This window comes from Spirosoma taeanense, assembly GCF_013127955.1.
In the GTDB taxonomy this organism is placed as follows: domain Bacteria; phylum Bacteroidota; class Bacteroidia; order Cytophagales; family Spirosomataceae; genus Spirosoma; species Spirosoma taeanense.
The window spans coordinates 1,484,099-1,505,568 of record NZ_CP053435.1; the positions used below are offsets into that span (position 1 = coordinate 1,484,099).

Annotated in this window: 22 protein-coding genes; 10 read left to right on the forward strand and 12 right to left on the reverse strand. The window is 49.5% G+C overall.

Features of this window, described 5'->3' with window-relative positions; genetic code table 11:
- Positions 1-132: 132 nt before the first annotated feature.
- Positions 133-3,231: an efflux RND transporter permease subunit gene (locus tag HNV11_RS06315; RefSeq protein ID WP_171738866.1), complete on the reverse strand. Its 3,099-nt coding sequence runs from the start codon at positions 3,229-3,231 to the stop codon at positions 133-135.
- A 173-nt stretch (positions 3,232-3,404) separates the two neighbouring features.
- Between HNV11_RS06315 and HNV11_RS06320 the strand changes: the two genes are divergently transcribed.
- Positions 3,405-4,256 carry a response regulator transcription factor gene (locus HNV11_RS06320; RefSeq protein ID WP_171738867.1) on the forward strand — a complete coding sequence of 284 codons (852 nt, stop codon included), beginning with the start codon at positions 3,405-3,407 and terminating at the stop codon, positions 4,254-4,256.
- Positions 4,257-4,277: 21 nt separating this feature from the next.
- Here the strand turns inward: HNV11_RS06320 and HNV11_RS06325 are convergent, their stop codons facing one another.
- Positions 4,278-4,760: a response regulator gene (locus tag HNV11_RS06325; RefSeq protein WP_171738868.1), complete on the reverse strand. Its 483-nt coding sequence runs from the start codon at positions 4,758-4,760 to the stop codon at positions 4,278-4,280.
- 442 nt (positions 4,761-5,202) lie between these two features.
- Between HNV11_RS06325 and HNV11_RS06330 the strand changes: the two genes are divergently transcribed.
- Positions 5,203-5,349: a hypothetical protein gene (locus HNV11_RS06330; RefSeq protein WP_171738869.1), complete on the forward strand. Its 147-nt coding sequence runs from the start codon at positions 5,203-5,205 to the stop codon at positions 5,347-5,349.
- 358 nt (positions 5,350-5,707) lie between these two features.
- Complete coding sequence (locus HNV11_RS06335) at positions 5,708-5,992, forward strand: hypothetical protein (RefSeq protein WP_171738870.1); 285 nt, start codon at positions 5,708-5,710, stop codon at positions 5,990-5,992.
- A gap of 80 nt (positions 5,993-6,072) precedes the next feature.
- Here the strand turns inward: HNV11_RS06335 and HNV11_RS06340 are convergent, their stop codons facing one another.
- The 4 genes from HNV11_RS06340 to HNV11_RS06355 are packed head-to-tail and all read right to left on the reverse strand — an operon-like array spanning position 6,073 to position 8,256.
- Complete coding sequence (locus HNV11_RS06340) at positions 6,073-6,492, reverse strand: arsenate reductase ArsC (RefSeq protein WP_171738871.1); 420 nt, start codon at positions 6,490-6,492, stop codon at positions 6,073-6,075.
- Positions 6,489-6,947: an arsenic resistance N-acetyltransferase ArsN2 gene (gene arsN2, locus HNV11_RS06345; RefSeq protein WP_171738872.1), complete on the reverse strand. Its 459-nt coding sequence runs from the start codon at positions 6,945-6,947 to the stop codon at positions 6,489-6,491. Before arsN2 ends, HNV11_RS06340 begins: the two co-directional genes overlap by 4 nt.
- A 10-nt stretch (positions 6,948-6,957) precedes the next feature.
- A complete protein-coding gene (locus HNV11_RS06350) occupies positions 6,958-7,869 on the reverse strand; it encodes an arsenite methyltransferase (protein WP_171738873.1) in 912 nt (303 codons plus the stop codon).
- Positions 7,870-7,926: 57 nt separating this feature from the next.
- Positions 7,927-8,256, reverse strand: a complete 330-nt coding sequence (locus tag HNV11_RS06355; protein WP_171738874.1) for an ArsR/SmtB family transcription factor — start codon at positions 8,254-8,256, stop codon at positions 7,927-7,929.
- Positions 8,257-8,528: 272 nt separating this feature from the next.
- Here HNV11_RS06355 and HNV11_RS06360 point away from each other — a divergent pair, with 272 nt between their 5' ends.
- Together HNV11_RS06360 and HNV11_RS06365 are read left to right on the forward strand one after the other, a co-directional pair.
- Positions 8,529-9,740: a glycosyltransferase family 1 protein gene (locus tag HNV11_RS06360; RefSeq protein ID WP_171738875.1), complete on the forward strand. Its 1,212-nt coding sequence runs from the start codon at positions 8,529-8,531 to the stop codon at positions 9,738-9,740.
- Between the two features lie 15 nt (positions 9,741-9,755).
- Positions 9,756-11,036 (forward strand): sensor histidine kinase, encoded by a 1,281-nt coding sequence (locus HNV11_RS06365; RefSeq protein WP_171738876.1) that lies wholly within the window; start codon positions 9,756-9,758, stop codon positions 11,034-11,036.
- Here the strand turns inward: HNV11_RS06365 and HNV11_RS06370 are convergent.
- The 5 genes from HNV11_RS06370 to HNV11_RS06390 form a co-directional block, all read right to left on the reverse strand.
- The gene (locus HNV11_RS06370; RefSeq protein ID WP_171738877.1) at positions 11,033-12,262 is read right to left on the reverse strand and encodes an efflux RND transporter periplasmic adaptor subunit; all 1,230 of its coding nucleotides are present in this window, start codon (positions 12,260-12,262) and stop codon (positions 11,033-11,035) included. The genes HNV11_RS06365 and HNV11_RS06370 overlap by 4 nt on opposite strands.
- 3 nt (positions 12,263-12,265) lie before the next feature.
- Complete coding sequence (locus HNV11_RS06375) at positions 12,266-13,612, reverse strand: TolC family protein (RefSeq protein WP_171738878.1); 1,347 nt, start codon at positions 13,610-13,612, stop codon at positions 12,266-12,268.
- Between the two features lie 169 nt (positions 13,613-13,781).
- On the reverse strand, positions 13,782-14,156 hold the full coding sequence (locus HNV11_RS06380; RefSeq protein WP_171738879.1) for a YtxH domain-containing protein: 375 nt from the start codon (positions 14,154-14,156) through the stop codon (positions 13,782-13,784).
- 32 nt (positions 14,157-14,188) lie between these two features.
- A complete protein-coding gene (locus HNV11_RS06385; protein WP_171738880.1) occupies positions 14,189-14,440 on the reverse strand; it encodes a YtxH domain-containing protein in 252 nt (83 codons plus the stop codon).
- A 535-nt stretch (positions 14,441-14,975) separates the two neighbouring features.
- Positions 14,976-15,137 (reverse strand): lmo0937 family membrane protein, encoded by a 162-nt coding sequence (locus HNV11_RS06390; RefSeq protein WP_171738881.1) that lies wholly within the window; start codon positions 15,135-15,137, stop codon positions 14,976-14,978.
- 480 nt (positions 15,138-15,617) lie between these two features.
- Between HNV11_RS06390 and HNV11_RS06395 the strand changes: the two genes are divergently transcribed.
- Both HNV11_RS06395 and HNV11_RS06400 read left to right on the forward strand, forming a co-directional pair.
- Positions 15,618-15,986: a response regulator gene (locus HNV11_RS06395; RefSeq protein ID WP_171738882.1), complete on the forward strand. Its 369-nt coding sequence runs from the start codon at positions 15,618-15,620 to the stop codon at positions 15,984-15,986.
- 98 nt (positions 15,987-16,084) lie between these two features.
- Positions 16,085-17,551, forward strand: a complete 1,467-nt coding sequence (locus HNV11_RS06400; protein WP_171738883.1) for a sigma-54-dependent transcriptional regulator — start codon at positions 16,085-16,087, stop codon at positions 17,549-17,551.
- Positions 17,552-17,631: 80 nt separating this feature from the next.
- Here the strand turns inward: HNV11_RS06400 and HNV11_RS06405 are convergent, their stop codons facing one another.
- On the reverse strand, positions 17,632-18,279 hold the full coding sequence (locus tag HNV11_RS06405) for a porin family protein (protein ID WP_171738884.1): 648 nt from the start codon (positions 18,277-18,279) through the stop codon (positions 17,632-17,634).
- A 715-nt stretch (positions 18,280-18,994) separates the two neighbouring features.
- Between HNV11_RS06405 and HNV11_RS06410 the strand changes: the two genes are divergently transcribed.
- From HNV11_RS06410 to HNV11_RS06420, 3 genes are all read left to right on the forward strand, one after another.
- Positions 18,995-19,414: a response regulator gene (locus tag HNV11_RS06410; RefSeq protein ID WP_171738885.1), complete on the forward strand. Its 420-nt coding sequence runs from the start codon at positions 18,995-18,997 to the stop codon at positions 19,412-19,414.
- Between the two features lie 100 nt (positions 19,415-19,514).
- Positions 19,515-20,993, forward strand: coding sequence for a hybrid sensor histidine kinase/response regulator (locus HNV11_RS06415; RefSeq protein WP_171738886.1), 1,479 nt, complete (start codon positions 19,515-19,517; stop codon positions 20,991-20,993).
- A 256-nt stretch (positions 20,994-21,249) separates the two neighbouring features.
- Complete coding sequence (locus HNV11_RS06420) at positions 21,250-21,468, forward strand: DUF2188 domain-containing protein (RefSeq protein WP_240163803.1); 219 nt, start codon at positions 21,250-21,252, stop codon at positions 21,466-21,468.
- Positions 21,469-21,470 lie beyond the last annotated feature (2 nt).

Consider the following 21,470-nt stretch of genomic DNA (forward strand, 5'->3'; position numbering starts at 1 on the left):
TCTTTAACAGTACCATAACCGCACGGGGTTTGCTACTGTTTGCCACTATCGCAAAAGTGGCAATACTCATTGGAATAACGCAAATCTTCAGGTTAAAATTATCTAACGTCGTAAAATTTTCGGGAGAGCCCTCTATAGTTCGCTAAACTTATGCCGGTAAAAAGCATAGAAAATCAGCGGAAAAATAAACAACGTAAGCAGGGTCGCGGTAATGAGCCCCCCGATAACGACAATAGCTAAGGGTTTAGCTGTTTCGGAACCAATGCCGTGGGAAATCGCTGCCGGAATCAGGCCGATCCCGGCCATCATGGCCGTCATTACCACTGGCCTTATACGGGATATAACCCCTTCGCGGATAGATTCGTTCAGCGTCAGCTTGTTATGCAGGTTCTTTTTAAAGACCGAAATCAGAATCACCCCGTTCTGAATACAAATGCCAAAAAGAGCAATAAAGCCTATCCCGGCCGAAATGCTGAAGTTGACGTGCGCAATGAGCAAGGCTGCAATGCCCCCGATAATCGCAAACGGAACATTGAACAGGACCAGACCTGCGTCTTTTACGTTGCCGAACAGAATAAACAGGATAAAGAAAATGCCCAGCAGGCTGACCGGGACGACCTGCTCCAGCCGGAGGGTAGCCCGCTGCTGGTTTTCAAAATCCCCAGCCCACTTAAGGCTGTAGCCCGACGGTAAGTGCACGTGACCGGCTACTTTTTGCTGCGCTTCGGCAACGGCGCTGCCCATGTCGCGCCCACGAACCGAGAACTTCACGGCCCCGTAACGCTGGCCGGCTTCGCGAAAAATCAGAACCGGTCCCGTCTGGGTGTACACGCTGGCAATTTCTTTGATCGGAATCATCGAGCCGTTCTGAGTAGGCACCATCAACTGGCTAATCTGCTCTTCGTTGGAGCGGAAGGGTTGGTCATACCGAATACGCAGGTCGAATTTGCGCTCGCCTTCATAGATCTGTGTAGCCGCTTTGCCGCCGATGGCCATCTCAATTACGGCTTCGGCATCGGCCTTGTCCACACCATACAGGGCTAATTTGCGTTCGTCGAGTTCTACCCGCATTTCGGGCTGGCCGGTCGTGCGGATAACCCCCAGGTCTTCAATCCCCTGAACCGTAGCCAGCTGTTTCTGAATCTCGCCCGCCTTGCCTTCCAGGATGCTCTGGTCTGGCCCGTAAATCTTTACGGCAATAGATCCTTTGACGCCCGATACGGCCTCTTCAACGTTGTCCATGATGGGCTGCGAAAAGCCAAAATTAACCCCTGGAAAAACGCTTAGTTTCTGCTGCATCCGGTCAACCAGCTGCTCTTTGGTCAGGCCGCTTTTCCACTGATCCTGCGGATAGATGTCTACCAGGAACTCGATGTTGTAAAATCCCGTAGGATCGGTGCCGTCGTTCGGTCGGCCGGTCTGGGATATAACGCCCTTGACCTCGGGAAATTCATCGAAAATGTGGCGCATCTGTATCGTCTGCTTTACCGACTCGGGCAGCGAAATGCTCATTGGCATAGTGGCCCGGACGTAAATCGAGCCTTCATTCAATTCGGGCAGGAACTCCGTACCCAACAACTTAAAGCCCGACACGCCAATCACGACCAGGGCGGCCGTAACGAGCAAACTCATTTTCTTGTGCGCGAACGTATAGCCAAAGGCGCGCGTGGCCTGCTTCGTTACCAGGTTAACGAACGGATTATGCTTTTCGCGAACATTCTTCTTTAACAGAATGCTGGCCAGGACCGGCACCAGCGTCAATGTAAAGATGAGCGCGCCCAGCAGGGCAAACCCAAGGGTCCAGGCCAGCGGTGAAAACATTTTGCCTTCCACCTTCTGGAACGAAAAGATGGGGATCAGGCAGGTGATGATGATGAGTTTGGAGAAGAATATGGCCTTTCCCATTTCGGTGCCGGTCTTACGCAGAATTCCCAGCTTGGCCAGCTTATTAAACCGGCTCATGCCCTGCTCATGAGCCAGCTCATCGAGCGTCACGAAGATACCCTCCACCATCACTACGGCGCCATCAACGATGATTCCAAAATCGATTGCCCCCATGGACAGCAGATTGGCCGACATGCCTTTCAGGCGCAGACAGATAAAAGCAAACAGCAACGCCAGGGGAATAACAATAGATACCGTAACGGTAGTCCGCCAGTCGGCCATGAACAAAAAGACAATGACCGTCACGAACACAATGCCTTCGATCAGATTGTGCGTTACGGTATGCGTGGCGAAATGAATGAGGGTTTCGCGATTATAGAACGTATTGATCTGTACGTCGCTGGGCAGGATGCTTGTATTCAACTCATTGATCTTGTCTTTTACCCGCTCAATGACCTCGCTGGGGTTTTCGCCTTTCCGCATCACCACAATACACTCCACAACGTCGTCGCGTTTGTCGCGACCCGCCTGTCCAAGGCGGGGCAGAGCCGATTCAGAGACCTGCGCCACGTTGCGCACCATAATTGGCGTGCCGTTCACGTTTTTGATGATGATATTCTGAATGTCCTGCTGATTACGGAGCAGGCCGATACCGCGCACAACGTAAGCCTCCGAGTTTTTCTCGATTACATCGCCCCCTACGTTGACGTTCGCGTTAGCGACCGCCCGATACAATTGCAGGGGCGTGATAGAGTAGTCCATCAGTCGGCGCGGGTCAACTGATATTGCGTAGGTTTTCACCTCACCGCCAAAGCTAACCACGTCGGCTACGCCCGGCACACTTTTCAACTGGCGCTCGATGACCCAATCCTGCAGGGTTTTCAGTTCGCGGGCGTTGCGCGTCGGCGACTGGAGCGTATACCGAAAAATCTCGCCCGTTGGCCCGTAGGGCGGCTGCACATCCGGTTTTACGTTTTCGGGCAGGTCTACGTTCCCCAGCAGATTGTTGACCTGCTGGCGGGCGAAGGCATCGTCGACCCCGTCTTCAAACAGAACCTTTACGACCGACAGCCCGAAAAGTGAGGTTGAGCGGATATCAGTTCGCTTCTGAACCGAGTTCAGCCCAATTTCAATGGGAATCGTTACGAACTTTTCAATCTCTTCCGCCGACCGGCCGGGCCACTGCGTAATAAGCGTGATCTGAGTATTTGTAACATCCGGAAACGCTTCAATGGGTGTATTCTGGTAACTGATAATCCCGGCGACAACCGCCAGCGCAGTTAGAAAAAAGATAAAAAATGTATTCTTCAGCGAGAACGTAAGGATACCCTTAATAAACTTATTCATGAGCAAACGACAAGGCATGTGCTGTTGTCGGCTATAAAAGTGAGGGCGGAGGTTTAAATCAGGTTTAAAGCGCGGTTAAAAGAAAGTTAAATTGATTAGCCAGCTTTGAAATAAGCCCGTTTGCCGGGAGATTAGCTGACAAACAAAAGGGTTATAAATTGATTTTACAGTGTATGAAGCATATCAACGAGGTTATCAGCCGACCCAGCCAGATTACTCATTTGACCGGGGCCAGTAATTATACCTGGGTGCATTTCCGGGATGGAGCTACGGTGCTGCTGTCAAAACCGTTATCATACTTCGAAGAGTATCTGCCCGATTTCGTCCGGGTTCATAAAGTGGCTATGGTTAATCCGCACTATATCCAGCAGATACAGAGTCCACCCCGGGCCAAAACGCCGGGTTCGGTAACCCTGCAGAACGGCGTGGTGCTACCGGTAAGCCGCCGGCGGTGGCCCGACGTAACGGATGCTTTGGATCGGCTCACCCGGCTGGAAAATTCTGAATTTACGCAACTGGCGAATAATCAGCGGGGGGTAGGCGAATCCTTACGCGGCCGGGTCGAGCAGGAAACCGGCGTGCCGAGTCAGTTGATCACTCCACCCAGCCGCCAGGTCTATGCTGTAATCAAAGACGACGTAAAGAGCCTGTTGCTGCAGCAGATACTGCAAGAAAAATGGCCGCAATGCACCGTTCGCTTTTTCGCCAACGGGTCTTCCCTGATTGACCACATCGCCCTGCGTGAACCGCCCGCTCTGGTGCTGTTAGACATACGGACCGTGGGCTGGAATGGTCTGAATGCGCTGGAAGAGCTGAAGCGAGACAAGCGGCTGCGGGCGATCCCGACGGTAGTATTTATCAGCAATCAATCGGGCAACGACGTAGAGGTATGCTACGCAACGGGAGCCAACTCGGTTATTTCGCAGACGGGTAGCCACGAAGAGTTTAAGAACGCCGTTGAACGGATCTGCCAGTACTGGCTGAACTTTGCCGCTCTGCCCATCGCGCGTTCGCTGCGTGCCTGAAGGGTGCTGCACTGCACCGGCTTACATCATAAAACGGTCGCTGGGTAGCGTTACAGTTTCCCACCAGTAGGTGCGTAACATCTGAAAATACTCCTGCCAGCCCTGTATGTTAATAGGTTTAGTGACGTAGGAGGTGCTGCCGTAAAAATACGACTCAGTTATGTCCTCAAGGTCGTCTGAGTAGCTCAGGATAACGACCGGCACTTGTTTAAATGACGAATCTGGCTGTTTGATTTCCTGCAAGAGATGCCAGGCATCCTCCCGGTCTGGTATGTACAAATCCATCAGAATCAGCTTCGGAAGCTCGTTCCCGTCCAGCAGGCAGTTGTGCAGGTACGTCGAGGCTTCATCAGCCGTTGCGGCCCGAACTGTTTTCACCTCGGGTAAAGCCTGCATAAGCGCCATGCTTATCAAATGCCAGTGGTCGTCACTATCTTCAACGACCAGCAAACTGGCATGTTGAAAATTTTGCTTGCTGACGGAGCGGTTATGGCGATTATTCATGAGGAAGGTGTAAAGTATTGAATTACAAAGATAAGTTATTTACCACAGCTATTTGCCGAATAAACGAAGATTAACGTCCGGTACGAGTAAACGTTTATTAACAAAGTGATAATGCTAATGCGCTGATTATCAGGTTGACTTTATTCAATTTGATGGATGGTTTATTTGAGTTGTCTGCTTAAGCAGCGTTTAGCCCTGAGACTGTTTATCGGTATTGGCAATGTCGGCAATAGCCTGAATTTCCTGCAACAAAAAACCCGGATTAGTCCGGGTTTTTTGTTGTGACAGTTTATTTTTTTCGCCGGCTTTTTTTCATCTGCTTTACCTGCGCATGACCCGCCGGAAGGGGTGGACCTGACCGAAGCTCATTGCCGAAGAGCTGAACGGCTGCTTCCCTGAAGGCCGACAGTCCGTCAATAGAGGGGCCCTGTGTCTAGCGACGATGCTCGCCCACGGACTCCTCTTTATCTATGTTCGTGTTAATGAACGTGTAGCTAAACTCCTACGCTTCTTTATCCTGTGGGAAGCTATTCGGGATGAGATGCACTTTACGCATACCGCCGTGGCCCAGCTTTTCCAGGTTTGGTGACTGGCTGATGAACGTTCACCCTGCCCCGCTGCAGTATTCACGTTTGTAAGTGAGGGGATGTCTGTTTCCGATTCAGAAACTCTATGCGACTAATGCCATAGTGAGCCATTTTTCAACAGTTGAGTTCCGTTATATAAATCTTAGCTGTCAACTCATAACACTGAGTAAATTTTTGTAACTTTAACTATATAGTTAAAGTGTAGAGATCGATATAGTTACGGTTTATAGCTGATTCCAGAGCACAAACAGCTCCTAAAGGTTTAGTTAAGTATAATCCTCTTTGTTGCTGCGCTTCCTAAACGGTTTGAGCCACTCAGCCGGGCAGGCTGAGTCAGGCAACGTTAACATCATACGGAATATGGACGAACAACTGAAATTAATCCTCGCCCTGCTTGGCTTGCTGGTTGCATCCGGGCTTTTAACGTATTTCACGAAACCATCACCTTACATGCCGGTGGAGACAAAACGAAAACGCAAAAAGAAGATACGGCTGCGGGATGCTCAGCCGTATCTGACGGAAGATGGATTCGTGGCGTTGAACATTGACAGACCTTACGCGAAAGTCAAAACTCAGTCCAGCGAAGCAGGCGGTCATAATACGCTGGATTTCAATCGGCCGGAGCCTAACGCCGACGTGGCCTGAACAATTTTCCAGCAAGGTCTTTTTTGAGGTAATGAACATACGGGCGGGCTGACTTTACAGAATAAAGTCAGCCCGCCCCGTTATAGAGGTACGTGCTGCTGAATAAACTCCCGGCAGAACTGTTTGATCTGGTCACGAACCGCCCGGTAGGTATCCATCACTTCTTCGGCCGAACCCACAGCCCGCGAAGGGTCCGTAAAGTTTTGGTGAGTCACGTGGGCCTGACCAATCCAGACTGGACAGTGTTCACGCGCATTATCGCAGACGGTAATTACGTAATCAATGGGCAGATGGGCGTATTCGTCAACTAAGTTGGACGTATGATGGCTGATGTCGATTCCATCCTCAGCCATCACCTGAACGGCCTTCGGATTCAGACCATGGGTTTCTACGCCCGCACTCAGAATATGAGCACGATTGCCCGCGAAGTGGTGCAGATAACCGTGTGCCATCTGCGAACGGGTCGAGTTACCCGTGCAGAGTACTAAAATCTGTTTCATACTACCTTAAGAAGCTGTTTCATGACAACTGCCGAAGACGGGCACAGGCTGCTGAACTGTTGCGTTTGGGCAATTGGTTCGGGTACGTTGATTCGTTCAACGGGCGTAAAGCCTAGTCGTCCGAAATATGTATCGGCCGTGGTTGTGATTAGGTAGAGGGTCGAAAGGCCCGTCTGTTGTGCCTGCTGCCGAATCGCGTCGATTAGCCGCTGACCAATCTGACGGTTACGGTAGGCCGGGTCAACTGCTACCGAGCGGAGCAGCCCCGCATCGGCGTACGATTCGACACCCGCCGACCCAACGAGCCGATCTCCTGCAAAGACCAGTTGAAAACCCGATAGGTTATTGGGCAGATCCTCGGTTGGCAGACCGACTGCTTCCAGCAGGCTGATAAGGCTCAGGCGATCATGGGCGGTAGCGGTCCGGGTTTGAAGATTGGTTGATATAGTTGTCATGAGCGATGCATTAACAGCAGCCGCTGCCGGGTTGGCAGGCCTTATTAGCGTTACTGGTTAAATCCGATAGCTGAACACGCGTTTTGGGGCTGGAGGAAACGTCCGACCCCGGTTTTTCAGCGTAAACCGTAACGCTGACAATGCCGGTGCCCGATTGCCGGTAAGCCGCAATTTCATCAGGGGTAAGATATGCCCTGAGAATATCGTCTGGCAGAAAAACAGGCTTGTCTTTCTGGATAGTCAGGTTAGTAAAGCCCGTTTCCTGAATAAGCGCCAGATAATCTGCTTTCTGAATTGCTCCCGATACACAACCGGCGTATAACTCGGCGGCATCCCGCAGGTTGCCGGGCAACTGGCCCTGCAGAACTATATCGGATATGCTGAAATGTCCGCCCGGCTTTAGAACCCGAAAAATTTCCCTGAACATAGCCCGTTTGTTGGGCACCAGATTCAGAACGCAGTTAGACACGACAACGTTGGCGCTGGCGTCGGCCACAGGCATCTGCTCGATGTCGCCAAAGCGAAACTCAACGTTTTTGAAACCAAGCTGATCGGCATTCCGGCGCGCCCGGTCTATCATGGCGTCGGTAAAGTCAATGCCAATTACCTTACCGGCAGGGCCTGTCTCGTGACGGGCCACAAAACAATCATTCCCAGCTCCTGAACCGAGGTCAATTACCGTATCGCCCGGCTGAATACGGGCAAATTGGGTTGGCAACCCACAGCCTAAGCCTAAATCGGCTTCGGCCACGTAGCCGTCAATCTGACTGTAATCATCGGCCATAATAGCCGCATCATCTACGGGTGAACAGCACGAGGGGCCAGATCCACAGCAGGAACTGGCATTCTGTTGACGGGATTGGTTAGCAACGGCTGTATAGGTTTCCCTGACAACCGTTTTGAGCGTTTCAGATGCTTGCATATGTGTATAGGTTTATTGTAATATTACGATTGATAAAAAGAAAAAAAGAGATTCCTCTTACGAACAGCATTGTCCGGCGAAACCTGAGTCCAGTACCTGCCCGAATATCTGCCGGGCTTCTTCCCAGACGACCTCATTGATGCAGTAACAAACGCGGGGTGGATCAATGTCGCCTTTAATGATACCAATCCGTTTTAGTTCTTTCAGGTGCTGCGAAACGGTTGCCTGCGCTAATGGCAGCTCGTCAACCAGATCACCGCACACGCAGGCTTTTTTCTGCGCCAGCAACTGCAGAATAGCCACCCGCGCCGGATGCGCAAACGCTTTGGCCAGTTCGGCGATCCGGTTCTGACTAGCCGTAAATACTTCTGCTTTAGTGATTCCCATGCCGCAAAGGTATAGTAAAAAAATCAATCGCAATATTGCGATTGATTTTTTTTATCGCATTGGAATGTTAAGGCTGATTCAGCAAGGGTTGAGCGGTGCGTATAAGGTGTTCGTCGCTGACCGTTGCCTCACTTGTGAAAGCCGCTCCGAACTCCTCAGGAATTACTCAGTTCTCTGGCTACTACGTCTGGAAAACCGTTCGTCACAGGCGAGCCGGCTGGGTGACTAAGGGCCAACACCTGCTCGGATAAATCCCGGCCGTGAAATGACTTATGAACCTACTCAATTCAACCTACAGCGATTCATTCAGCCAATCCGAACCAACCCTCAGGGCTACCCCCCAAAAAAAGCAGGTTATTTCAGTGCCTGTCAATAAACCAGTAGAGCATCTGGTTTGCTTCTCGCATCTACGCTGGAATTTCGTTTATCAGCGTCCGCAACACCTGTTAAGCCGGGCTAGTCAGCACTGGCAGATCTGGTTTATTGAAGAACCCATCTATGGTAGTGAAACGCGAATGGATTGTTGCGCGGTTAACGATCGACTGACCGTAGTTGTACCGCATCTGCCCCATGGTACCCGCCCCGACGAGGCTATTTATCACCAGCGGACTATGGTTGATCAGTTTCTGGCTCAGCAGAATATTCATGAGTTTATCGCCTGGTATTATACGCCAATGGCTCTGGCCTTCAGCGAGCATCTGACCCCACGGCTGACGGTTTATGACTGCATGGATGAGTTGTCGGCATTTCAGGGTGCTCCACCCAGTTTGTTGAGACAGGAAGAGATCCTGCTCAAACGAGCGGATCTGGTATTTACGGGCGGATTCAGTTTATACGAAGCTAAGCAAAGCCGGCATGAGAGCGTATTTGCGTTTCCAAGCAGTATTGATCATAAGCATTTCTGTCAGGCTCGTCAGTCCATGGCTGAACCGGCCGATCTGAGTGGAATACCATCCCCCCGGATTGGTTTCAGCGGAGTGATTGACGAACGGCTGAACCTTACCCTGCTGAACGAACTGGCCGACCGCCGGCCAGACTGGCAGTTTGTGCTGTTGGGGCCCGTGGTCAAGATAGACCCGAATACACTGCCCCGGAAAGCGAATATCCATTACCTGGGGATGAAAGCCTACGATGATCTGCCTGGTTACTTCAGTCATTGGGATGTGGCAATGATGCCATTTGCCATCAATGAAGCCACCCGTTATATTAGTCCAACCAAAACACCCGAATATCTGGCAGCCGGACTACCGGTCGTTTCAACGCCAATCCGCGACGTGGTCCGGACGTATGGGGAATGGGCTCAGGTATTCATCACCGATTCCGCTTTTACGTTTGAACAGGCAATTGAAAAAGCGTTGCGGAGTCGTCGGCTGGATGCCTGGACAGCTGTGGATACTTACCTGCTCGGGAATACCTGGGATCACACCTGGTCGGCCATGCAGCGAATCATGCAGTCCCGGCTGGCGGTCGTTACCGACCAATAAAGGAAATTGATTTCTATGCCTACCGATTCATCGATACCGGTGTTGCCCGATCTGGCAGCTTACCTGTTTGCCCGTCGTGAAGCCATGATGAACACGTGGCGCCTGGCCTGTGATCAGGACCCTATGCTTAACACGGCTGCTGGGCTGTCGCGGGAGGAATTCAACGACAAAATGCCGACTATCCTGAACGTACTGGGGAATCGGTTGCGCAGGGAGCAGGTTGAAATGGATCCCGTGCAGCTCGCCAGTGAACACGGGCTGCACCGCTGGCATAAAGGGTATAAACTGCAGGAGTTGCTTCGGGAGGTTGGTCACCTGTTCCGCGGGCTGGCCTCCGAACTTCAGACGTATGCCGGAATATACCCTACTGTAGAGCCGGTAGTATTAACAAAGGCATATCAGGAAATATCCCGCCTGCATCAGGAAGTTATTGAGGGAAGCATAGTCAGCTACGATGAATTAGCCCGCATATCAGCTCGCGAACGGGTTGATACGCTCCAGACGGCTCTTGCCTCCATGAGCGAGTTGGCCCGGCAGCGAACCGATATGCTGCGGACTTCCAGTCATGACCTACGCAGCAGTTTCGGTATAGTTCAGGGGGCGGCCTTTATGCTTGACCTCGAGCAGCAGACCCCCGAGGAACGTAGTCGGTTGCTGGATATCCTGAACCGGAATCTGGGCAATCTTCAGGCAATGCTCGAAAAGCTGATGAATCTTGCCCGCCTTGACGCCGGGCAAGACCCGCCTGAAATTACTCGTTTTGACGCTTCCGAATTGCTGCGTGAACTGGCTCAGAGTATGCAGCCCCTGGCCGACGAGCAGGGGCTGAAACTGTTGATTGATGGACCGGAGCAACTTGTTGTCGAGAGCGATCCGGTCAAAATCCGTCGAATAGTTCAGAACCTGCTGGTTAATGCCCTCAATTATACCCAGGAGGGTATTGTGTCGATATCCTGGTCAACCGAAAATGATTATCGCTGGCAGGTAAGCGTTCAGGATTCCGGCCCCGGTTTGCCCCACCAGACGCTTCAGGTTTTATCTGAAACCCTCAAACCCACTCAGGAAGCGACATCTGTATTCGAAAGTCAGCAGTCTACAGGATCATTGACCAATACTGCTACCGACAACCCCAAAAACGCTGCCGGTAGTGGAAAGGGCGAAGGAATTGGTTTGCACATCGTAAAGCGGCTCTGCGAATTACTCGATGCGAATATCGATGTCGAAACCCGGACCGGCCAGGGAACCATGATCCGGGTTCGGTTCCTGATGAAGCCTGCGAAGGCAAACGGTGCTTAATTTCCCAGTGCGTTATAAATCAGCAACTGGTTATTCGTAACAACCCGGTCGCCGGCAGTCAGACCGTCCGACAGGTAAGTCTTCTGCCCAACTGTTTTATAAATATTCACTTCGCGCACGACGGGCTGCTTATTCTGGTTAATAGCCACCACAAAATTACGGTTCTTGTCAAAGACCACCGCCCGCGCCGGAATGGCTACCCGCTGGTCGTGGCCGGCATACGTAACGCTTACGTTGGCAAACATCTCGGGTTTGAGCCGATAATCTGCATTGTCGAGTGTTACGCGGACTTTCAGCGTTTTGCTGTCGGGGTCAAGGACATTAAAGATTTTGTCAATCCGCCCGTGAAAAATCGTATTGGGGTAGGAGAGAGTCGTAATATCCGCCGGATCACCCTCGTGAACATTAGCCAGATCAGATTCATAGACGTTTGCCAGCACCCACACCCGGGCAAGGTTAGAGATGGTAAACAGACTCTCTGGATCATCGGGCCGAAGTTCCATACCGGGCGAGGCCGTCTTCTCGACAATAAAACCGCTCATCGGTGCCTTTACGACATACGCTGATCCGCTGCCACCCAGAATCTGACGTCGTTCGTTCACGCGCCGGACCTCGCCCTGGGCTGCCTGCAACTGCTCTTTACTGGCCACCAGATCCCGCTGCGAATTCAATCCTGCGTTCGCCATGTCCTGAGTTACCTGCAGATTTTTCTGGGCAATCGACAGCTGGCCCCGGGCTGTAATGGACTGCTGTTCCAGATCGGCCAGATCGCCGGAACGAATAATAGCCAGCGTTTGCCCTTTCTTCACAAAGTCGCCCAGATCTGCTTTGATGGCGTCGATGTGGCCGCCCACCAACGGGAACACCTTTATGACCTGATCCTGGTTAAAAGTTATCTTACCCGTTAAATCCAGTTCATTCTGAGCGTTTTCGAGATGAGCCGTGTCCAGAGTAGCCGTAGCCAGCAGGTTGGTTTCCTGCCGGACAGTTGTAGTGCCTGCATTGGTGCTCTCCGATGAACTGCAGCTGGTCAGACCACCCAGAAACAGCAGTCCCGCAAGGGCAGCAATAGCCTGTCGCCGTTTTCTGGCAATGACACTTGCGTTGGAACGAATCAGAAAAGCAAAAGCCGATGCCGACCCAACAGACTTGTCGGTATTAACACCAAACTGGTCGCGGAGACGTAACGGGCGTGAACAGGGTGGAATAAACGAGTATTTTTTCATGGCTTAAATGCGAAACGGATTTGTGCCTACGGCAAAGACAATTTCTTCTAGGCTTTGCATGCGGTCGTTTTGTAACTGAGCGAACTGGATCTGGCTGTTTTTATACGAGTCGAAAAAGTCCAGAAATTCCACGACGTCAATATTTTGTTTTTTATAGTTCATTGTTACGCCCTGAATCAGCCGTCCGAAATCATTATTGAATCGCTGGTCGAAGGCCCGGTAAAGTTGTTCTGTCTGCTGAGCTTTGACGTATGCTCGCTGCACATCGCTATCCACCTGAAGGGTGTAGGCGCTTAGCGCCTGCTGGCTGCTTTGCGTACGAATGGTGGCAGCCTGAATGTTGCCCTGGTTTTTATTCAGTACGGGTAATGAAATCCCAATGCCAACACCAATGTAATTCGGGATGTACCCGGCATTTCGGTCGTATGTTCCCTGTACGGTCAAATCGGGTACCGCAAGGGCTTTTTGCAGCGTCACGTTCTGTTGCTCCTGCTTGACCACGTCGCGGTACGTTTTCAGGTCAAACCGGTGCTGTTCGGCCAATTGATATAGATTAGATAAAGCCAGGCTGCTCACTACAAACTGGTCAGGAGCCCCGGAAGGCAGCAATGGCTGAATGGTTACGGTGGGACTGGCGTTGAGCAGCACGGTCAAATCGCCCTGATCATCGGTGATTCGGTGGAGAATCTGCTGGCGCTCGGTCGTAAGGTTGAAGAGGTAGGCTTTCAGCCGACTCAGGTCCTTTAACGGAACATTACCTTTATCAAACTGTTGCTGATACAGGTTAACAGTCTGCTGAAGCGTAGTTATCTCCTCATTGTAAATCCCCAGCGACTGTCGGTCGTAAAACAGATTGTAAAAAGTAGTGTGGAGCTGATAGGTTAACGTACGGATCAGGTCATAAAAGCGATCGGTCGCCAGTTCCGTGCCTGTTCTGGCAATAGCTAACTGTTTATTACGCTTACCCGCCAGCCGGATCAGTTGCTGCACCTGAACGACTTGTTCGGAGTTGGTTTGCTTGAACGGCAGTGTTTCGTGCGTCTGGGCATTGTAAGGCATCGTCTCGATGTAGAGTGTCGGGTTAATACGTAACTGCGCCTGCAGTTCGTAGGCCTGATTCTCGCGGATACCAGACTGAGCCGCCAGCAATGTCAGGTTGCGATTTTTAAACAGTTCATCGGCCTGGGGTAACGTAATCCGCAGTGTATCGCTAACGGCCGAAATCGGCAAGGCCTGATTTGATACGGGCATCTGCGCCGAGGAGCTGGTAGCTGAAGCCGCGACTAGGCCAATGACAAAAAGCCAGCTTAGCAAGGTTGAGAAAAACGATGAGCGCAGTAGGTGATGCATACTACAGGTGGATATTCTGCCCGGTTCGGCTACAAAACTCTACCCCGTTGATTAAACCCCCCTTAAACGCGAATTAAAAGGCTGTTAAACTGCCTTAAATGCGCAAGCCCCACCGGGTTGCGGTGGGGCTTGCTTTCATATCCGTTGAGTAAATCAGGTACTTTTTGTCTTAGTTAACTTTGAACGAATCTTTCGAATTTTCAATGCCGCTTTCAGCATTGTTCGCCAGTTCGTCTACTTTATCATTATACTGCGACTTTGTGTTGTCTTTGTCTTTCTGCAGGGCTTCCTGTGCCTGTCCTTTATACTGATTGAACTGGTCTTTAGCTTTATCAGCGTATTCGTTCACCTGAGTTTTCGCCTGCTCGTAGCCGGTTTTAACCTGAGCTACCCCTTTTTCCCACTGATCTTTTAAATCGTCTGAACGCTTATTCGCTTCTTCAACGAGTTTATCACGTGTTTCTTTACCACTACGAGGAGCCGTCAGAATTCCGATAACAACCCCTGTAATAATACCCGTCAGAAAATCTCTTGTACTTCTCATTGTTTTGTTCGTTTTAGGTGATTGGTGATCAATTAATAGTTTGCTTTACGCTTTGCCTGATTCGCTGCATCCTGTGCTTTGCTGGCAGTCGTATCCACAAAATCATTGTATTGTGTCTTAATGCTTTCCAGACCAGCCTGTAATTGATCCTGCAGGTCTTTAAAGAACGAATCCGATTCAGAGGAAATCCGCTTGCGGGTTTTCTTTCCACTTTCAGGAGCAAGCAGAACGCCGATGACCGCGCCTACTGCCAAACCCACTAAAATTCCAGATAACGACTTCATGAGTTCTTGATTTAGTGCGTGATTGATTACGGCTTGCTTATAGAAAATACTGTACCAGAATGCTTAATTTTAGTTAACTTGTTATTTTCCAGTAAGTTAGCATTAGTGATAGATAATCTCATAAAAACCATTTATGAGGATTAATTTCCCCAACGCAGACCAACAATTCCTCAACTAACTATTTGGATACATGAAAACAACTGGCTTTTACAGTAGACTAACAGCAGTTTTTTGACTGTTTCAACTGCCAGATTAACGCTGTTAGGTTATACCATTGCACCACCAGGTTGTTTGCTGAACAAACGGCCTAAGAACCTAGAGCTATGATTCGGAATTAAAGGGGGATATAATGAAAAAATCCCTGCGCTCAACTTGGCGCAGGGATTCCGTACCCACCGTAACTTGTACTTAACCTAAAATGAAACCACCTAAACCTAAACGTACCACTTTGTTAGGAATGTCGTATATGTGGTGAGCCGGGTATCCGGAAAGCTCCGGGGTGTCGGCTGCGTTATTCGTAAATCTGGTCACCCGCCTACACCCCGCGTCCCTGAATCAGACGCAGAACAATCGCTATAATCGCAATTACCAGCAGCACGTGGATAAGGCTGCCCAGTCCAAAGCTGTTGAAGCCAAGGAAGCCTAAAAGCCAAATGATAATTAGGATCACAGCAATTGTATACAGCAGGTTTCCCATAACGTTTGTGAGTAAATCAGAATAACTTATCTCGCATCTGTCTTTCTAAGTAGAAAAAGTTGTGCCAAAGGTTGGTAACTCCTCTAAAAAGAACCTTTGTGGCCGGTATACGCTTGGAAATGAGGTTTAAATCAGTAACCTTGTTTTTAAGAACTAATAAAATCCACAGACTTTATAAATTATAAAGTGTAGAGTTTTTTCCACAGGTTGGTGAATAAACGTGGAAAAAAGACGCGTTCAAGCTACTGGCTCTCCTCAAACCGGAAAGGAAGTACAAAGAATGTATATACAGTTTAACGACTTAACTGATTCGTTGTTTGGCTTTTACTCTACAAAAAGGCTCATTTCAGCAGTTTACGTGCAGATTCGGCATTATATTTTATAGTAATACGCTATAAAGTTAAACAAGTAGAAATACTTCCGACCGTGGTAGGGACGATAACAGGCATTAACGCGGAGCAGCAATTCAGACCGGCCGTAATGAATACAGCACCAACTGTCAAGCGAGTATTAATTGTAGATGATGAAACAGATATTTGTCTGTTATTATCAGGATTGCTTCGGCGGTTAGGTTACCAGCCAACCTGCGCGCACTTTATTGAGGAAGGACGGCAATGTCTGAATACGCAGCATTTTGATGCTGTCTTTCTGGACCTGAATTTGCCCGATGGATTGGGCTTTGACCTTCTGCCTTACATCAAGCAGGACCAGGCTGAAGCTAAAGTTATTATGATCAGCGCATTTGATGGGCAGGCAGAACGGCGTCGGGCCACCGAACAGGGAGCAGACTTCTTTATAGGGAAACCATTTACCCGTCGTTCGGTGGAGCAGGCTTTGCAAACCATTTAGGTTTGAGTAACTTTGTTTACGCGGCCAGTTTGACCTTACTTCTTTAAACGTACGTCATTTGTCTGGCTTAGGTTACTCAAACCGGCTGCATCTGCTTCATGGAAAAGATTTTAATCGTTGACGATAATAATGACATTTGCCTGCTTCTTGAACGATTTCTCAGCAAGCAGGGGTATAAAACTGCGTCTGTACAACGGGGAGAAGATGGTCTTGCGCTGATTCGGAAAGAATCATTCGAATTGGTTATCTGCGATTTCAAACTGCCCGATATTGATGGACTGGAAATGCTGCGCCGGATTAAGGTACTTAACCCATCTACGGCTGTTATTATCATTACCGGTTATTCAGATGTTCGGGTGGCCGTGCAGACGGTTAAGCACGGTGCCTACGATTACGTAACCAAACCGCTTTACCCAGACGAGATTCTCTACACCATCAAGGGTGCCCTGGAGCGCCGGAGTCAGTCCCTGCACCAGGTGGTAGAATCCACGGGCGCGGCTGCTCCTGCCAAAACTACCGGAGCTAAATCGTCATCCAGTAAAACCATTCTGGCGCCCGATGGCAAACGGTTTATATTTGGTAAGAGCCGGGTAGCTGAACAACTCCAGAAACATATTGATCTGATAGCCCCAACGGATATGTCGGTCATTATTACCGGCGAAACCGGAACGGGTAAGGAGTTTGTGGCCAATGCTATCCACGTTAGAAGCAAGCGGGCCGATAAGCCGTTTGTCGCTATTGACTGTGGCGCCCTGAGTAAAGAACTGGCAGGCAGCGAACTGTTCGGTCACGTCAAAGGAGCTTTTACCGGCGCAATGGCTGATAAGGCCGGCAGCTTTGAGTTCGCTAACGGCGGCACTCTGTTTCTGGATGAGATTGGCAACCTGAGCTACGACAATCAGATTAAGCTGTTGCGGGTACTTCAGGAGCGTAAGATTCGCCGGATCGGTTCCAATCAGGATATTCCGGTTGATGTCCGCATTATTGTTGCTACAAATGAAGACCTGCGCGAATCGGTGCGCCAGGGCCGGTTCCGGGAAGACATTTACCACCGGATCGATGAGTTTGAGATTCATCTGTCGCCCCTGCGCGAGCGGAAAGCCGATATAATGATCTTTGCTGAACACTTCCTCGAACTGGCTAACCGGCAGTTAGAAAAAGATATCATTGGCTTTGAAGACGAAGCCAAAGAAAAACTAAAAGAGTATTTCTGGCACGGTAATCTGCGGGAACTGCAAAATGTGGTGAAACGGGCCGTGCTGCTTACTCAAGGCGAATACATTGAAGCCGACGTATTACCACACGAAATTATTTCGCCCCAGTACCTGAGTGCAGATGATGCTAGCGGCTCAGTTCAGGTAAGTTACGACCCGGCCCGACCCGGTATTCCCGTCCTTAGCCAGTCGGCAGCCAATCTGAAATCAGTGTCGGAGAATGCCGAACGGGCCGCCATCCTGAAGGTGCTCGAAAAGACCGGCTACAACAAAACGAAGGCGGCTGAAGTGCTTAATATTGACCGCAAGACGCTATACAACAAACTGAAAGCATACGACATTCATCTGTAAGCTGCAGTAATGCAACAAAATACGAATCGGGTGTACGGTATCCTCTGGATATATGTACACCCGATTTGCATTATCTCCGATTAATTGAAGCTGAAACCTACGGATACCAGTCCGGTACTGTTCTTGGCGTTTCCGAGTAACGTGCGGGCAGGACCACTGTCGGCAATACGTTGCAGCCCCTGCTCATAGCGTGCGCCGATAAAGGCCTTGCCAAAATAAATGTTCAGACCACCCGCCAGACCGTAGTCAACTTTGTTGAAGTTGTCACGATTGATTGCACTGGAACCGGTGCCAAAGTCGCCGTTTGAATTCACGTTTGAATTCAGCAAATAAGAGACGTAGGGACCGGCCTGTAATTCAACCGTTTCCCCTAATTTGAACGTCGCTAAAACAGGCAACTCTGCGTAATTAAGCTTGAATGTATTGCGGCCATTGATAAAGCCCAAAACGTTATAATCAGCAGCAGCCCCTTTGGTAATGTAAAGCAACTCCGGCTGAATGGCGAAAAATTCACCTAGTGGAGCCTGAGCAAATACACCAGCGTGGAAGCCGATTCGCTCGTTTTTATTGCTGGCGCCCTGTGTATCATAAAATAAGGAACTGGCACTCAAACCACCTTTCAGACCGGCCCGTACACGACCCTGCGCAAGAGTATCTGTAGAGGTTGCAACGAATGCACCAGCCGTTAACAGAGCTGCCGCAATTAAGGTTTTCATTGGTTGTTTCATAGCGTTGAATGTTGGATTAAACCCGGAAAATATCTCTGTTTGCTGGACTTACTGTAACAAATTCGTGCCAGAACACTGGCGATATAATAGAAACAGGCGCTGCCGACTGTGTACCAGCGTTTTTCGAGTAACTCAATTGATTTATTTACCCAGTCAATCATTATGTAAGTAGTCAAAAATTGCGGATTGATTTCCACATATTGAGGAATATCATTCAGGGTAATTTTAACTTTTCTTAGGTACTACCTTTCTGGCTAGTCGGAGCGTAGGTGATGCACTGAACAAAACAAAGTTTAGTTGTAACGGCTCGCTTTCAGACAATCAACGGGCATCAATACACATCTGTCATTGTTTTGTCAGACCGAATTTCTTTTCAGTTGATTTAATCCGGTATGAAGTTCTGCTTATACGAGAAGCATACCGCCAGTAAAAATGACCTATTTATTAGATAGATATACAACTTATCGGACTTTCAAGTATGCATTTAAACAACTTCTGTAATAAACCAACAATTGTTGTTGTAATGACCTTACAGGCAGTGTAGTTTCGGGCTTAATTGTTTAATTTTATCGTGACAATTGCTAAAAACAGCTCTGTAATTGAGTTTTGTGATTTGCAACTGGAGGCAAAGAATAACATACCATTTGGTAAGAATTGCCCAAAAATAACAACAGCCGTAACTTTTAAAGACCGTATGCACCGTAAGCTTACAGCCATGACTATTTTAATTGCCGACGACGACACGGATGATCGCATGTTTCTGGAACAGGCCATGCGACAGAATGGCTATACCCAGACAATCCGGTTTGTTGAAGACGGTGAAGAGTTAATGGAGTATCTGCGTCGCGAAGGACGTTATGCCGAAACGAGTGCACCCTGGCCAAACCTGCTGATCCTGGATTTGAACATGCCCCGTAAAAACGGCTTTCAGGCACTGGAAGAAATTAAGGACGACCCGAAGCTTCGCCGGCTGCCTGTTGTAGTTATGACAACTTCCTCCGCCGACGAAGATGTGATTAAAACCTATAACCTTGGGGTGAACTCGTTCGTAACGAAGCCTTTTAATTTCAATCGGCTGGTCGAAATGATTGGTGCTCTGAAAACCTATTGGATGGACACCGTAAAATTACCTTAAACCTGACTGAGGAATAGCCAGCCGACTGGCCGATCCGATGGCAAACGGCTGTTCAACAGTCCAGATGCCCCGCTAGTATTATCACAAACTACCTACTGTTATGATTCCCGCTACTGCGACACTCAACGTAACTGAAAAAAAGAATACGATTCGCGTCCTGCTGGTTGAAGATGACGAGGACGATTATATGCTGACCCGGGCATTGGTGTCGGCAAAGGAAAACGCCAATATTAAGCTCGACTGGGTAGATAGCTACGACCGCGCGCTGGAAGCCGTTCAACGTAACGAACACGACGTCTATCTGGTTGATTACCGGCTGGGTCACCATACCGGTATCAATCTGATTCAGGAAGCCTTTCAGATTGGTTGCCGGTCGCCGATGATTCTGCTAACGGGGCAGGATGACCTGACCGTGGACCAGTCGGCCCTTGAGCTGGGCGCGGCTGATTATCTGGTAAAAGGTCGTATTGATGCGCAGCTTCTTGGACGCAGTATCCGATATGCCCTTCGCCAGGCCAGCGTACTGGCTGAAGTTGCCGAAAAAGAGAACAAATACCGCTCTCTATTCGAGCGTTCAATCGACGCCATCTTTGTTGCGGATAACCAGCTTCGTTTTCAGGATGCCAATCCGTCGGTAGAACGGCTGTTGGGATACAGCCGAAATGAACTGCGTAAACTAAACCCGGCCCGGCTATTCAGCGATCTGAATTATTTGCGGGAACTGCGCTTCAATGTTCGTGAATACGGCCAGATCAAAGATTTCGAGACGACGCTCATCAGCCAGAGTGGCCGCAAACGAATTTGCCTGATTTCCGTTTGGGCCGTTGAAGATGGGGCGGGGCGCACAGAATGGTATCAGGGTATTATTCGGGATATTACGGATCAGAAGCGGGCGCAGCAGGATTTAATCCTGGCTGAAAAACTGACGATGACCGGTAAAATCGCCCGCAGTATTGCCCACGAAGTCCGCAATCCGCTCACGAATCTCAGTCTGGCACTGGAGCAGCTAAAAGATGAACTGGCGACGGACGACGAGTGCGTAACGATGTTTACGGACATCATCGGACGTAACGTCGATCGGATTGGTCAGCTGATTACGGAAATGCTTAATTCGTCGAAGCCCCGTGAGCTGGAACGCAGACGGCAGGATTTCAACGAAGTAGTGAAAGCAACCGTTCAACTGGTGAGTGATCGCATCAAGCTAAAGCGAATGCGGCTCATTACCAGTTATTCAACCAGCGACTGCCATGCGCTGCTCGACCGGGAACAGGTAAAAACAGCGCTGCTGAACATCCTGGTCAACGCCGTTGAAGCAATGGAAGAGGGGAAGGGCGTATTGATTGTCCGGACAATATGCACCGAAGACAGCCGGGTTTGCGTTGAAGTAACGGACAACGGCGGGGGGATCAGTGAAGCCGACCGGCAGCGGTTGTTTGATCCTTTCTTCACAGGTAAATCCGGCGGCATGGGGCTTGGCTTAACCGCCACTCAAAATATTATTAATAGCCATAAGGGCTCCATCGAAGTAGAAAGTCAGGTAAACCAGGGAACCACATTCCGGCTTTATTTCCCTAAATAATCAACTTTTTGGAGTATAATCTGTCTTTCAGATAGGTAAAATCCCAAAGCAGCTTCGATGAGGCTGCTTTTTGCATTGTAGTGGGTAAAAATATCTACAGTCGCCCGTCTGATTCCACAATTTATTAAGTAAGTCGACTTAGAACGGATGACCGTAAAGCAAATATGTGATTAGGTAAATTGTTGATAGGTAGGAGATTAAGTGCTGTCTGGATAATCCTCTATGGAACTGGCATAGTATCAGCATAACCTTGGGTATGATGACTGCAATGATGTGGACTACTACTCACTTTCCGGCGGCAATGCGGTCGCTCAACCCCAGTACGCGGGCTAAAGCGATTGAGATTGCTAATCATTTATTAGAACAGGGCCAGTTAGACAAACAACGTATAGTGGCAATCAGTGTTGATGAGGCCCGGCGATGGGCGCGTCAGATGCAGTCTGAATCCAGCATGGCTACCCGGCCTTATGCTTAATA